Here is a 15089-nt window from a genome sequence, read left to right as displayed (position 1 = left end):
ATACAGCCCCAAGTATTCAACCTTATTATTCGGCTTCAGCATCCTTCATTTTTCGCTGTTTCCCTAACAAGATAGCTGTTAATACAATACCAATAAAGAACAAAACAATGGCAATATATTGTGCTTGTGAAAGCGAAAAGCCAGCTACGGTATAATCGTCATTAATTCGTATCATTTCCAATAAGAATCGCTCCAAGCCTGTAAAAATAAGGTAAACAGAAAAAACAATTCCATGCAAGGTTACTTTGTGACGGATTGTCCACAAAATGGCAAAAATCACTAGGCAAATAATGAGCTCATAAATTGGTGTTGGAAAAACGGGTTCTTTCAAAATATGACAATAATTGCCAAACTCAGCAGGATAAAAACAATCTTCCATTGGAATTCCCTCATTAATAACATTATTCGGGTAGGTATATCCCCACAACCAATCTGGAATCCAGCTAAAGGGTTTTGCATAACGATTTGGATCTCCCCAATCTCCATCTCCTGAAAAATGGCAGCCCAAACGCCCCAAGCCCGTTCCCAAAATCATAGCAGGAGCACAAGCATCCAACATTTGACTCAGTGGAATTTTTTTGCTTCTAATGTAATAAGAAACAACAAAAAACGCCAAAATAAATCCACCATACACTGTCAATCCACTACCACTAAAAAAGTCACGCAGAGCCGCCTCCCAAGAGACATAATCAACTTCTGTCATATACAACAACTTAGCGCCAACAATACCACTAATCGCTGCAACAATAACAATATCACTCACTCTCTGATGGGGCATTACTAGTTTTTGGATGGTCTGAGGAGTAGGATATTCAATTAATTCTTTTTGTTTTTCTCTGTATTTTGAATAGGCAAACAAAAGCGCTAACACCAGTCCACCTACCCAAGAACCATGTTCCATGGACAATAGATAGGTTTTAGCATCATTTCCAACAAAAGGTGCAGGATTCATTAACGCATAAACACCCTTAAAACCAAAAACAAAGCCCAACAGCGCATTGGTCAAAATATCAATTATAGATAGCGGTTTTCCTACCGTTTGTTCCTCTTCTATTCCCTCCAAAATTCCCAATTTTTCTCGACGCCTAAGATCTAAACTTAAGGCTAAGCCACAAGCTAAAAAAGTTAGGGCTAGAAAAAAACCATAGGTTTGAACTAAAGCTAAAGCAGGAAGATCTATTCCAAATATATCGTAAAAGGCATATCTTAGATTCGGATACATAGTTGTGTTTTTTCATTGAAGTTGTCAAAAAGTAGCATTGTATTGCTACTGCTACTTAAGTAGGTGGTCAAAATTAATAATAAAAAATGACATCTACTTTTGTTATTTGTTTTTAAACTCATAAAGTTTTGTTGGCTTATCCTTAATAAAGCACATTCAAAGTTTTACAAAATGGAATGTTGGCAACAGGCTAATAGTTGCTGAATAAATCGTCTATTTTTTTGCTCTTTTAGGAAGGCATTTATTTAACGATGATAAACCTTTTATGAATTAATATTGTTTTGCTCTTATAATCACAACTAGCATTATAAATCACAACTCCAATGAAACATTTATACCTCCTATTTATCCTGTTTTATGCATTCCCACTTTCTGCTCAAGATATGCTCAACTTTCCCAAAGAGTACTCTAAAAGTCTAAGTGCGACTCCCTTGGATGTTTGCCTGCGTCAATCTTCAGAAACCCTTGAACACCTTAACGATAAAGATATTTCACAAGCCCATCAATTAAGTCTTTATGGTCAACAATTGCTTCATTTAGGGCAGCATGAGTACGCTAAAGAAGTCTTTGAAAAAGTTTTGGAGATCAATAATCAAGCTTACGGAAAAAGTGACATTCGTTATGTAAAAGCACTATTGGATTTAGCCAATGCTTATATGCTATTAATTCGCTATAACGAAGCCGCAGGAATGTATGAGGAAGCACTAACCACTGTCAAAAAAACACTGGGGATTCAGTCCCCTGAATACCTTGAAACGCTTAATGAAAGTGGGTTTGTCTATACCCGTGTCCAAAACTGGAACAAAGGTATTTCAATGTACAAGGAAGGGCTAAGAATTATAAAAAAACAGCACAAAACCAATACGATTTATCATGCCATTATACTCAACAACCTAGGGGTTTGTATCAAAAACAATTACAACTACAAAGCAGCCATCAAAAATTATGAAGCTGCGTTAAAGATTGCTCAACAATCGCCTCGATTAGCAATTAGTATTGCGGCAAATTTGGCAGAATGCTACGCCTTAGTTGAGCGTAAAAAAGAAGCCAAAGATTTGTTGCTTCAATATACCCCCATTGCAAAAAAAATTATCAGCACAAAAGACTTAACCTTTGCTCGAGTATGGATGCAATATGGAGTGGCCTATACCGCATTAAATGATTTTGACGGAGCGAAAGAGGCCTTTACCAATGCCTTTCTAGCCAATAGTCTAACCTTTACTAGTCTTTCTAGTATCCCCGACCAAGCAGATGATTTAATGTTCAAAAATGACTTTTTGGCCACCTGTGGGCAAGCAGGGATTATGATGTACAGCATAGAAATGTACAAACGCCTTTATGAAGCTACCAATGATGTTACTGCATTAAAAGATGGATATAAGATTGTAAAAGCCATGACAAAATATGGCGAAAAGTTAATGAGCAGCTATTTGTCCGAAGCCAATAAATTAATTCTATTTCGTCTAGGTGCAGCCGTTCTTTTTGATCGAAGTATCTATTATGCTTATGAATTACACCAACACACCAAGGACAAACAGTACATTGAAGATGCTTTCTTTTTTTCCGAACGCAGTAAATCAACCCTATTGGTCAATGCCTTGCGTTCTAAAGAAAATCAAAAGCTCCTAGATTTGCCAACAGGGATTCTAACAAAAGAAAAAAACTATAAAGCAACGCTCAAAAACTTACAAAAACGTCAAATAGAGGCAGCAACAAAGGAAGAACAGAATCAAATTCAACAAGAGATTAATGATTTAAACATTAAGATCGAGCAATTTAAAGAATCTTTACAAAAGGATTATCCCGATTATTATCAACATCGTTATAGCATTGCATTGAGTAATTTAGAAAGTGTTCAAAATTTCCTAGCTAAAGATAATAAGGTTTTAATTGAATACGCTTTAGGCTTAGAATTTCACTATGCCTTTGTCGTTACGAAAAACACCTTAGATATTGTTCCCTTAAATTTTAATCCCACAGCATTTAATCAGCACACCCTCAACCTTAGAAAAACACTAACCAATTATCGTTTTATTACCAAAAATTCCGTCCAAGCAGATTCTTTGTTTAGAAATTCGGCTAGTTATTTTTATACCACCTTTGTAAAACCATTGTTGGCAAAAACTACAAAAGGGCAACATCTTATTATTGTTCCCGACCAAAATTTAGGCCACTTACCTTTTGAAACGTTTTTGACCACTGCCCCTCAAAAAGCATTGGATTTTGCCAATTATCCTTATTTATTAAAAGAATATCCAATTAGCTACAGTTATTCTGCGACGATCTTAATGGGACAAGAACAGCGTCAACAAAGTCGTAATGTCCCCAAACGTGGAGTTCTTGCCTTTGCGGCTGAATACCCTAAAGTTTCAGCCAATTCATTCAGCCATCAACGCAGCGGAAATATTGGAATCGTTCGAGAAGGTCTGCAACCCTTACCAGGCGCACAAAAAGAGGTAGAGCTCATGCAACAGTATTTATTTGGAGAATTTCATAATGGGTTGACAGCAAGCGAGCGTAATTTTAAAAAGAATGCCGCTGATTATGGTATTATCCACTTGGCTATGCATGGAGTTTTGGACAACAAAAACCCAATCCTATCTAGCTTAGTTTTTTCTGAAGATAGTTCCACGGTAGAAGATAATTTTTTACGTGCCTATGAAATTGCACAACTGGATTTAAACGCAGATTTGGTGGTTTTATCTGCTTGTGAAACAGGCTATGGAAAGTTTCAACAAGGCGAAGGGGTAATGTCCTTAGCGCACTCTTTTTCTTATGCTGGCGCATCTTCTATTCTGATGAGTTTATGGCAGGTCAATGATTTTTCGACCAGCCAAATTATGAAGAATTTTTATGTTAATATTGCCAAGGGCTGGACCAAAGAAAAAGCATTAAGAGCCGCTAAATTAGATTATTTATCAGACCAACATAATAAAGCCGCTTTACATCCAGCTTTTTGGGCTGCATTTGTTCAAACTGGAGATGTCGAAGCGCTAGAGTTAGTCGCAAAATCAGGTAAAACGTTCAAAGAGATGGGCATGATGATGATGAGTGGGCTTGCTTTATTGGTTGTGTTATTGGGGTATGGATTCTTTCGTTGGTACCGTCAGAGATAAATAGGAAAAAAGGATAGCATTACTCTCCTAAAACATCATTAATCCGATTCTTTAGGACCAACTGGCCATTGTTTTATTCCCCTTACTACCGTTCCATTTTCATAAACGGCTAGGAGCTTTTTACGGCAAATATGTGCTTCATGGGGGTAACCAAAGGCATTGTTTAGGTACCAAATTCCATCTTTTTGAACACTTCTATTAAGATGGCTGTGCCCATAAATGTGTAAATCTGTCTTTAATCGTTTTAGCTGTTCTTCAATTCTGCTAGAGCCAAAAACAGGCAGTAAAGATTTGACGAGCTTTGGGACATTAGAAGGGATTAATGAGGCTCTAGGTAAGAAGTGAGAGAAAGAGATAATTTCTTTGCTTTTTTGTTGCAAAAAGGGTTCATTCATTTGTAAAAAATAATCGGTCAATGCCTCTTCCTCCATCATCCATTTACAAGCCTTAAAATCAACCCAAGCTCGTCGGATTGCCGCAGAAGGTTGCCCAAAAGAAAAATCATACCAAGCAAATATGGGTACAATACTTAAAGCAGGACTCACAAAAGGTCTTGTCTGAACTCCCGTTGCGTTTGCCAATGCTAACAATTGATAGAATTTTTTAAAAGAATCCTCCTCTCCTTTTGCTTTGAGCCACACATCGTGATTGCCTGGCACAAATAACACCTTAAAAAACTTGGGTACCAAGGATTCAAATAGTTTCTGAACTTCTTTTAAATCATGGGTAATATCTCCTGCAATAACTAATATGTCTTGCTGATAATCCATTTCTGAGAGTTGTAAAAACCAATCTAAGTTTTCTTTATAGTCAATGTGTAGGTCTGATGTTGCCCAAACTCTCATATAGGGTTGCTCTTTTTATGGCAATTGATTGGCTATCATAAAACCCGTCAATGCTTATTGTGATCAATGATATTGTTGTTGTTCACTCTAATATAATAACTTTACACTCTATCTTTTAGAAAAATAAAATTAATGAGTAGAATAACAGACTTCATTTTGCCTACCAATAATCTAATTTATGAGGGCTATGCCCTTTTTTGAAATTTGGGAGTAGATCACTTTTGGGGTAGAGGTCAAAGATAAGGTTTTTTCTTTTAACTAACGGTTGCTGCTTAGGGGAAGTCTACAAACCGTTCTAACGGCTAAAATTGACACGTCTAAGCATGAAAAGGCAAGACTTTATCAAGATAGTATTAGTGATGAAAATTTGACGCTCTATTATGAATCTACCATAAAAGGGCAGCTATTGAATAATCCTTTGGATTATAAATTGAAAGTACCTAAACTGATTACTAAAACCGTTGAAATTTCTAAGCCTTATCCAATGCCAGTTAGTACCTTGCTGCTAACTGGTGGTGGTGGTGGTAATGTCAATCAATTTTCTAGTGTTACTCTTGGTTTGCAGTTTGTTTCTGCTAAAGGTTGGGCGATTGGTTATGATTATGATGTTTTGCAGAATGTTCATTCTATCAAACTAGGTTTTAAATTATTTTCTTTTACTAAGAAATAAATACCTCTTGAATTCTTTTATTTTCAAGTTTTCACCCAGCTTCATCATAAGATTTGGCAAGTATACCATCACTCAATATTGAATTCATCAAAGGGATTTTTAAATAATGAAATTCTAAAAAAGGGTCATTCCTATAATCGTCAATAGTATCCGTTAGAATATCCTTAAATTTCAATTCTGGATTATCTTTTCTTCTTTTTCTAAGTCTTCCCAAAAGTCTGTTCAAAAAAGAAAAACTGAATTGTTCAATCTTTTCAAAATACCTATCAGACATACCAAAAAGTTCATTCCATGTATCCACCTTTTCTTGATGAGGTGAAGTAAAAGAAATATCAATATCATTTTCTTCCAAATTGTCAAAATCAATTCCTTTTGACAAAACCATAGAAATTGCTATTTCTGTTTTATCTATACTAAAGGGATAAAATGCTTTTCTACCATTCTCAATAGTATCAGTTTCTCCCTTATAAGTTGAATTACATTCATAACACAGAGGAATTAGGTTTAAAAAATTAATACTTGCAAAAGGGTATAATTTTTTGGGTAAATAGTGGTCAAATGCTTCTCGTCCCTTACTCCTATTTGATTTCATTATATGATACCCACAACAAGGACAAGTTGAGTAAGGGTTTTTTTTATAGATTTCGTTAAAATAGTCTTTCTTAGTACCATAAGTATGGTAGACTTTTGCTCTCTCTAATAGTTCATTATAGAACTTCACAAAAAGAGGCTTCATTCTTTTTTCAACAACATCAGGTAAAGCATCTAAATATACAGGTTGAATCTGTCCCTCACAAAGTTCTTCAATTTTATTATTTATAACAAATGCATCTGAAATAGCTTGAAGATTATCAATATTTTTACAAATTTCATATATATCTTTAATCTCATTTTCTAACCAATCATAAGCATCAACAATAGGTTTAAAATCAATATGAATTTTATTTTCATATCCATTTTCATCTGCCTTACACCAAACCTCACATACTAGGTGTTGAACTAATTCGTGTAAGTTTTGAATAGGGTGGTCTATTAGTTGGAAGGTTCTAAGCATTTTGATCCTTTTTTAATTGTCGTTCTTTTCTATTTAGCCTATCATACAAAAAAACTTTTTCAAGAGAGTCTCCCATTCTAGAAGAAACTTCCTTTTTTATTTTTTTTATTTCTTCAATATCAGAAATACTATCTATATCATAAACTAACTCACTTTTCGACAAATCACCAATAGTTGCTCTTTTTTTAAAAATTTGCTCCATTATTATATCAATCGAAGTACCATAAGTATTAAAATCAGGTCTTTCGCAAATTACTTTATATTCATCTTCTTTATTTCTTTTAAAAATAAAAACATTATCAGGTAAACAGTCCGATATAATAAACGGCGAATGAGATGTAATAATAATATCACGCATCAAATTATTACTATTGCTTTTCTCTAAACTGAGTTTTAAAGTCCTTATGAATTTTGACCTCCAATCAGGGTTAAAGTGAGTTTCTGGCTCATCTAATAATAATAGTGCATTTCTATTTTTTAACATTAAACAAATACCAAGACTATGAAGAAACTGCTGCTCTCCATCAGATAAGTTTTTCAATAAGAGATTTATAACCTCACCTGTTTCTTTTATTTCTTTTTCAATATAGTAATCTAAAAAATGAAATGCTTGTTCATAAGGGGATGGCTCAGGAATTTTACCATCAGTATAATACCCCTTTGATTGGTAAACATCAGTTTTAATAGAAGGAGACAATGCACGATAATTTAAAGTATAGAGAAGCTGAAAGGCTTGAAATAAATCAAAAATCCCATCAAAATTATCACAAAAAGCATCTTTTGTTGCTTCATTAATCCAAAAATCTAAAACCAAATGATCCTCTGATTCAAAATAACAAGTAGAACAATTTTTGAATTTATTTATAATTCTATCCTCCTGTTCATTTTCTTTACTGTACACTTGATCTAATATTCTATATTTTTTATTCTCCTCTAATCTATGGGGTCTAAGATTCATTCTAAATCTAGCAACATTTAAAATTCCTAATTCATCTCGAATTGGTTTTAATACATCACCATTATCTTTGTTATTATTAAAAATTAGATTAGCCAATAATACAGCTTGGCTCATTTCATAATCAATATAAATTAAACTACTTTCTGGTTTATTATATTCATAATTTTTAAGTAGGTGTTCTTTATATTCATCATATTGTAATAACCTTGTTTTCAGAAAAGGGATACTTAAAATTTCATTCTCTCCTGAAGAATAAGCAATAACTAAATTAGGTAAAAAAGCTTTGGCTGGGGCAGAACGCCTATCCCTAATTTCTGCATCAGTAGGTTTTACTCTTTGCTCTTCAATTGTTTTATCATCACTAAATGGATAGGGCTGAATAAACATCCTAACTATTTCTCCTTCTTTTTTTGATAGAATAACTTTATTTAGACGTTCAATAACATAATCGTGATTTTTTATATAGTCATCTCCAAATTTAGGAACAATAAAATACTCTAAATCAAAAGCATTTGGCATAGATTCTTCATAACTAAAAACATCACAAAAATTATCAGGTTGGTTAACGTTCACACAACCTTCTATATAGTAAAAAATATTAGCTAATGCCTCTAGTACATTTGATTTTCCACTTCCATTCAACCCTGCAAAACAAAATGGGTGGAATCTATTCAACTCATCTTCTGAAATCCCTTCTTCAAAAGGATATCTAAAGTCAATTTCAAAAGAAGCACTTAAACTTCTAAATTTTGATTGTATTTTAAGACTCTTTAGTTTCATTAATTATTTGGTTCAAGTAATCCTTTCGAGCTATTAGCTCTACTTTGTTTCCTTTTTTCAATTGGATTATTCCATTTCTAAATTCTTCATTTTCTTTAATTCTTAAATTTGTTTTCTCCAAAATTTTAAACAATTTTTCAACTTCAATATTGTATTGATCAATACTTTGGAAATCTGACGCATTAAAAGTGTTGAGAAATAATTCTAATTGAACATTATCATACAATAATGTAGAAATCTCATCTTTTACTTTAAGTTTTTCTTGCAAAAAAAATGTCTGATAAATAAAAGCTTGCAACAACTCTTCTATTAAAATTCTAGATTTTAATAGCTTCTGTTTATGAATTTTTATCTTTTTATAAGAATTCTCAAATTCATTCTGTAATTCAATTGGAGGGACCAAAATATTTTCCTTTTTTAACAAAGGAGGGCTAAAATTAACCATATTACCTGAAGGACGAGCCTTGTGGTATAATATTTTCTTTCCAAAATTTGAATTTAAGAAACTACTAAAATAATATGGATTAACTATCTCAAAGTTTAATACAAACTTCACCAAATAACCTGCGTAGGTAAATCCTTCCCCTCGATCCCATACAGCCGTCTTACCAACTAACTCTTTACTATTAGTTCGATTGAATAACACATCCCCATTACTTAGTTTATATTTATTTTTTTCTGATGCTGTATATTCTACCCACTTCAACTTCTCTAAATTTAACTCTCCTTTATAGGTAATATTATTCATCCTCAGAATAGGCATTCCCCTTTTCTCTAAATTTGCTTTTTTAGATGTTCCATATGTCGAAGATTTAACAATATCTGAAATAGGAAGGATTTGCCAATTTTTAGACATGGAGTTTTCAAGAAAAGTATGCACAAAAAGACTTTCTAGATACTCATCAAGTAAATCAATGGTTAATTGCCTTTTATCTAACAGATTTATTATTTTATTAATTTTTTGAACCGCAATTCTTTGCACATCTATTGAGGGAATAGATATTTTCAAGTTACTAATATACTTTTTACTCAAATTCTTGTAAGTTCCTCCTTTTCCCTCAAACTGAAACTTCTTCACATTAAAGTCTAGCCAATATTTTAGGTATTGATTCAGGAGTATTTTATCATCTAATGTATTAATGCCTAAAATAGCCTGATTAGAAGTTAACTCTATCCCTGCAATCCCTGTTTTCCCTAATGTCGCACCATACAGAGCAAGTAGAATAGTTCCCTTGGGGAAGATTCTATTATTTATAGCAATGAGTCCATCTTCACTTAAGCTTTCCTCTGTTTTAAAGATTACTTCATTTTCCCCCAAATCTCCTATCTTAACCCATGGAATAAAAGCAGGGGAATAAAATTTTTTATTTGACCTTTTTGGAGTTCCCCCACTTTGTATAAAACAAATATCTCCTAGCTTATACTCCATCATATTTCCTATTTTTTCAAATCTTCTATACCAACCAATATTTCTTTTTCTAATTCTGACAATTGGTCTAAAATACTATCAGGTTTTCTTAAACTTTGATTTTCATAAATAAATTCTTTATATAAATTGAAGTTTAACTCAAATCCATTCTGCTTAATCTCTTCAAATGGAATGGAAAAATGTTGTAGCTTTTTATTATTTTGATTTTTTTTATTTCGTTCTTTCCATTCATTTATAGCTATAGGTAAAGGGCTTTCTTTCAATCTTCTTCTATTAGAATCTAAAGAATAACCATCTGATTTTAATTCATAAAACCAAACATCTATAGATTGAGGCACTTCTCCTCTTAATTCCCTTTTTTCAAACAATAAAATAGATGTCTTAACTCCTGTATACGGCAAGAAAGCCCCTTCTGGTAAAGAAACAATTCCTTGTAAATTACAATCCATCATTAAAATTTCCCGAATTTTTTTATGAGCTTTTCCTGCATTAAACAATACACCTTCTGGTACAATTACAGCAGCTCGTCCTCCAACTTCAAGCATAAATACAATTCTTTCTAAAAACAACAATTCAGATTGTACTGTCTGTTTAACTCGTTTATCCTCTTTATATTTAGGAGGATAAGTTCTGTCTAAATTTTCACTTACTGTAAGACTATTAATTTTACCAGTAAATGGAGGATTAGCTAAAATATAGCTATACTTTTCGGCAGATTGGTCTATTTTAGTGACTTCCATTCCACCTTCCTCTTCATTTATACTTCCTGTAAACTCAAGTTTTCCTTCTTGAAAAGCATCACTTATCTCATCAAGAGTCCTATTTGATTCATAGTTTTCATATTCCTCTGAAAGAGTATCAAGGTGAATTATATTGGGTTTAGTAATACCATGCATCATTAGATTCATCATACCAATCCGTACCATAGTTTGGTCAATATCAAACCCAAAGAAAGTTTCTTCTTTGAGTTTCTTTTTTTGTGCTTCATCTAATTTGTTCCCATCCAATCCTTTTGGTAATCCATTTTCATCAGATTTAATTTCTTCTGAATACTTTGTTATTATATACTGATATGCTCCTACTAAAAATCCAGCCGACCCACTTGCTAAATCGCATATTTTCCCATCGAAATCAGGATCAAGCATTTCACACATCATCTGAATTATATGTCGAGGAGTTCTAAATTGTCCATTCTTTCCTGCCTCACTTGTATGCCTTAATAAATGCTCATATAAATCACCTTGAATATCCTGAAAATATTGGTTCTTTGCTTCTTCTTTTTCTATTTCTATATATATGTCATCAATAAACTGAATGGCGTCTTCTAACAACGTAGGATTAGTTATTCTAAAAGTAGCATCAACCATAGCCTTAGCAAATGGTTCACTCTCATTTGCTAATTTAATTTTTATATATTCAAAAACATCCTCTTTCACATGTTTTACTAGTTTTTCGCCCTTTATGCCCCTATAAAAACTCCATACATGTTCTTCATTTATATCAGGTTTAATTTTCTCCAGTCGTTTCATGAAAAGTAAAAACGAAATTTGTTCTATAGCAGTGATGGGATTAGAAAGTCCTCCTGCCCATAGCCTATCCCATAAGGATTGAACTTTAGCTTTAATTATTGGATTTTGCATCGTTTTTCTTTGTGTAATTACTTAAGTAATATTGAATTTTATACGAAGTTGTATTTGTGGTAAAATACATAGAAGAGAAGAGTTGACAAAACTAATGATGGGTTTAATTCCAATTACATAAGTAATTTGTTGCAACAAAACTACAATTACTAAACTAAATTATTCAAACACTAAATACTCAAAGGCAGTCTATTTTCATACTTATCAATAATGCATTCATGAAATAAAACAAACCACATCTCGTATTTCCCCAACTCCCCCTTTCGCCCCCCCTCAAACAAACATATACGCCTAAGTTTTTAGGATAACAGCCACTAGGCGTAATCGCCTGAAATACGCCATAAAATGCACAAAAACAGCCTTCAAAACTCGCTTTTTTGGTGTTTTTTGCTGCATCTTTGTACTATCAACTAAACAAACCGAAACTAATCCTTAAAACCATTTTATCATGAGCAACTAAACCCTTTTTTATGCTTATCCCTGATAACATTGTGATCGAGATCAAATTTGATTATTTGACCATTGGCTTGATTGGTACAACAATTTTACTATTAATGATTATCAAGAAAAAACTCCTTTAGAATGAAAGCATTTTTCTCTAAGCCCATTACATGGCTACTCACCTTTTTTAATGTTGGTATTTACAATCTTAGCGATGGCATTGACAGTCTTATCATGAAACTCAATTTCATTGGTTTGCACAATCACGCTAACACCATTATCACGCTCTCTCAAAGCATCGAGTATCAACAAGGCATTATCATAATACTTGACACCCTAAAGTGTCTTTTTATTCATGACCAATCAAAAACTCATTTGCAAATCTTTCAAATGGCTCTATCTCAAATTCAAACAATTGTATTCTTATTTAAAACAACTCTTTAAACCCATATATTAAGATGAACCAAGAAGTCATTCGTATTTACACCCCTATTTTAGCCGATTTGTGCATTGCTACACCACACGCAAAAGTAAAAGGCAAAAACTCCTACGCTCCTTTGCCAGAAGGAACAGCAGAAATTGAATTGATTAACGATGTTGAAGAAATGGGCGGTATTGTTGGCTCTAACTATTCTTTAATTGCTAACCGTAAAGGACATTCAGAAGAGGGAGAAATTTCTTTAACTGTCTTTTTACCTGAAATAGATGGAAACCCTACTAAAACAACTGTATTAACCGGTGTTGACAAGGACAGTTTGCCAATCTTTGGCTTATTGACTGCCGTAGATGCTCGCTTAGAAATTGGCAGTACATTTGGAGCAAACACACTTACTGTATTAGCAGGATTGGCAAAATGTGGAACAGGTTTGCGTATCAATGGCATTCACGTTGATGCAGATGATGACAAACACTTTGCAATTGTTTTTATGTATTTTATTCGTCACAGAAAAATGATTTTTCAAAGAATCCGTACAAAAACCGTCAAAATGCAATAAGAATATTAAACAGTTTCAACAGCACAAGAGCAACCCCAAAACGACAAAAGCCACAAACAATTAAAAATCAATTATTTGCGGCTTAAAAATCTATGTCGGGATGACTGGACTTGAACCAGCGACCTCACGCCCCCCAGACGCGTACTCTACCAACTGAGCTACATCCCGTATTATCTCATTCTTGAATGAGGGTTGCTAAAGTACAGCCTTTTTTTATTTTTTCAAAAAATAAGATTGACTTATTTAGAACCTCGTCCAATTCACCTATCTTTTTTGAAGGCTCTAGCAATAAAAGAGGCTGCTCTTTTCAGGCAGCCTCCTTTTATAAAAATATTTTTTAGCTTTTTAAAGTTGATGTTGAACTTCAAGCGCTTTTTCTTTGTGGATATGTCCTTTTTGATCAATAATATCTTGAAGAACTTTTTTCGCAGCTTCTTTATTATCCAGTTTTATTTGCGCTAATACCCACATCCATTCGGCCTCTTGTTTATAAGAAGAGTCTCTTCCTTTAATAACCAATTCTAACGTTCTGGTAGCTTGTTCAACTTTTCCTTCTGCCAATTGAGCAACCCCTAAAACCAATATTGACTGGTAATCTTTAGAAGCGGTTTCAGGATAAGTATTTAGATAATCTTTTAACAAAGAAATACTTTGGGAATATTCTTTTTGTTGATAAGCAGTAAAAGCACTTTTTTTGATTTGCTCCTCTGTTGACATTGTTTGTCCACCTGCTCGAATTGATTCAATATGCACTGCGATTGATTCTGAAGCTGCAAAATGTTGATCAAAAACAGAAGGTGTCATCAGATGATAAGTTATGCTACAACAGATAAGGAGTGCAACTGCTGCTGCTGCATAGTACAATTTTTGAAAAGGTCTTATGGTTGTTTTTGGACTCATTGCAACCACATTATCCTGATATTTTTTCTCCATCTGGGCTAGATTTGCCTGGAAATGTTCAACATGCAATGCTTCTAACCCATTAAAAATATGCTTATAATCTTTAACTTCTTGTCTAAAACTAGGATCTTCACTCATGAGTTGCTTCAAATAACCTTTGTCTGCCCCATTTAAGGTGCCTCGGTAATACGCTTCAATCAGTCTACTTTTTTCTACATTTGCCATGACTGTTTTGGTTTATAATTTAAAGAGGTAATTGTCTTTAGTCATTTAAATTTGGTTCATTATTATAGAAAGTTAGAATCTTTTTTTTCAGCAACCATCTCTCTAAGCTTTTTTAGACACAGTGATTTACGTTTACGTACTACACGTTCATCGCTATATCCCATTTCTCGAACTACTGCTTCTGCTGAATATCCTCGAATAAACATTAATTCTAATAATTTCTTACAAGGATCTCCTATTTCATTAAGCAAGTGTCGTACCAATTCCTTCTGATGTTCATCTTGATAGTTATCAAGAACATTTGAATCCAACTGGTTATTAATCGCATTTGTATTACTAACGTCTTCTATATTAACTAATCTGTTATGTTTATCTCTAAATTTCTCTCGAAATAAATTTTTTCCTATAGAAAATAAATATGTTTTTATAGAACTAGTTAGGCTCGTCAGCTTTTCATTTCTGACGTTTAGATACAAAATTGTATAAGCTTTTTGATAGATTTCAACAGCATCCTCCATCTCACACTGATATAGCTGTGTTGCCCATATTAAAAAGGATTGACGGTTTTCATCGTACAGTCTTTCTAATACTTTGGAGTCTCCTTTTTTGATTGCCTCTAAAATCTGATTATCTTTCTTTTCAAGCATTTATGAACCGGATTAGCAAAATGTTACCGTTACTGTATATTAAGGTATAAAAAATATCAACGCAAATTAGTTCTTAATTGTTTCCCTAATAATATATTAAATATAGCCTTTTTTTATAAAAAGACTAATCCTGTATCTGTCTATTTTTGTGGGTTTTTAGGGGATAC

The 15089-nt window shown here is 33.1% G+C and carries 12 protein-coding genes and 1 tRNA gene; 4 read left to right on the top strand and 9 right to left on the bottom strand.

Going from position 1 to position 15089, the window contains the following annotated elements; translation table 11 throughout:
- Positions 1–25: 25 nt before the first annotated feature.
- Positions 26–1222 carry a prolipoprotein diacylglyceryl transferase gene (locus AsAng_RS24595; RefSeq protein ID WP_264789772.1) on the bottom strand — a complete coding sequence of 399 codons (1197 nt, stop codon included), beginning with the start codon at positions 1220–1222 and terminating at the stop codon, positions 26–28.
- A 323-nt stretch (positions 1223–1545) separates the two neighbouring features.
- Here AsAng_RS24595 and AsAng_RS24590 point away from each other — a divergent pair, with 323 nt between their 5' ends.
- Positions 1546–4338, top strand: a complete 2793-nt coding sequence (locus tag AsAng_RS24590) for a CHAT domain-containing protein (RefSeq protein WP_264789771.1) — start codon at positions 1546–1548, stop codon at positions 4336–4338.
- A gap of 38 nt (positions 4339–4376) precedes the next feature.
- Here the strand turns inward: AsAng_RS24590 and AsAng_RS24585 are convergent, their stop codons facing one another.
- Entirely contained in the window at positions 4377–5183 is an 807-nt protein-coding gene (locus AsAng_RS24585; RefSeq protein ID WP_264789769.1) for a metallophosphoesterase, read from the bottom strand.
- 265 nt (positions 5184–5448) lie between these two features.
- On the opposite strand from AsAng_RS24585, the gene AsAng_RS24580 reads away from it, so the two are divergent.
- Positions 5449–5853, top strand: coding sequence for a hypothetical protein (locus tag AsAng_RS24580; protein ID WP_264789768.1), 405 nt, complete (start codon positions 5449–5451; stop codon positions 5851–5853).
- A gap of 31 nt (positions 5854–5884) precedes the next feature.
- Here the strand turns inward: AsAng_RS24580 and AsAng_RS24575 are convergent, their stop codons facing one another.
- From AsAng_RS24575 to AsAng_RS24560, 4 genes are read right to left on the bottom strand one after another with little or no spacing between them, the layout of a single operon-like run.
- Complete coding sequence (locus tag AsAng_RS24575) at positions 5885–6907, bottom strand: hypothetical protein (protein WP_264789767.1); 1023 nt, start codon at positions 6905–6907, stop codon at positions 5885–5887.
- On the bottom strand, positions 6900–8645 hold the full coding sequence (locus AsAng_RS24570) for a restriction system-associated AAA family ATPase (RefSeq protein WP_264789765.1): 1746 nt from the start codon (positions 8643–8645) through the stop codon (positions 6900–6902). The genes AsAng_RS24575 and AsAng_RS24570 overlap by 8 nt, the downstream gene beginning before the upstream one ends.
- On the bottom strand, positions 8626–10077 hold the full coding sequence (locus AsAng_RS24565; RefSeq protein WP_264789764.1) for a restriction endonuclease subunit S: 1452 nt from the start codon (positions 10075–10077) through the stop codon (positions 8626–8628). Before AsAng_RS24565 ends, AsAng_RS24570 begins: the two co-directional genes overlap by 20 nt.
- A 5-nt stretch (positions 10078–10082) precedes the next feature.
- The gene (locus AsAng_RS24560; RefSeq protein WP_264789763.1) at positions 10083–11714 is read right to left on the bottom strand and encodes an HsdM family class I SAM-dependent methyltransferase; all 1632 of its coding nucleotides are present in this window, start codon (positions 11712–11714) and stop codon (positions 10083–10085) included.
- 582 nt (positions 11715–12296) lie between these two features.
- On the opposite strand from AsAng_RS24560, the gene AsAng_RS24555 reads away from it, so the two are divergent.
- Both AsAng_RS24555 and AsAng_RS24550 read left to right on the top strand, forming a co-directional pair.
- Positions 12297–12599, top strand: coding sequence for a hypothetical protein (locus AsAng_RS24555; RefSeq protein ID WP_264789762.1), 303 nt, complete (start codon positions 12297–12299; stop codon positions 12597–12599).
- Positions 12600–12613: 14 nt separating this feature from the next.
- Entirely contained in the window at positions 12614–13150 is a 537-nt protein-coding gene (locus AsAng_RS24550; RefSeq protein ID WP_264789761.1) for a hypothetical protein, read from the top strand.
- Between the two features lie 95 nt (positions 13151–13245).
- Here AsAng_RS24550 and AsAng_RS24545 read toward each other — a convergent pair.
- The 3 genes from AsAng_RS24545 to AsAng_RS24535 all read right to left on the bottom strand — a co-directional run bounded on the left by AsAng_RS24545 (position 13246) and on the right by AsAng_RS24535 (position 14922).
- Positions 13246–13318: transfer RNA gene (locus AsAng_RS24545), tRNA-Pro, on the bottom strand.
- A gap of 177 nt (positions 13319–13495) precedes the next feature.
- Positions 13496–14275, bottom strand: coding sequence for a tetratricopeptide repeat protein (locus tag AsAng_RS24540; protein WP_264789759.1), 780 nt, complete (start codon positions 14273–14275; stop codon positions 13496–13498).
- A 62-nt stretch (positions 14276–14337) separates the two neighbouring features.
- Positions 14338–14922, bottom strand: coding sequence for an RNA polymerase sigma factor (locus AsAng_RS24535; protein ID WP_264789758.1), 585 nt, complete (start codon positions 14920–14922; stop codon positions 14338–14340).
- Between the last annotated feature and the right edge of the window lie 167 nt (positions 14923–15089).

Origin of the sequence: Aureispira anguillae (assembly GCF_026000115.1) — a bacterium.
GTDB classification, from domain to species: domain Bacteria; phylum Bacteroidota; class Bacteroidia; order Chitinophagales; family Saprospiraceae; genus Aureispira; species Aureispira anguillae.
This window is presented reverse-complemented; position numbering and strand designations above follow the sequence as displayed.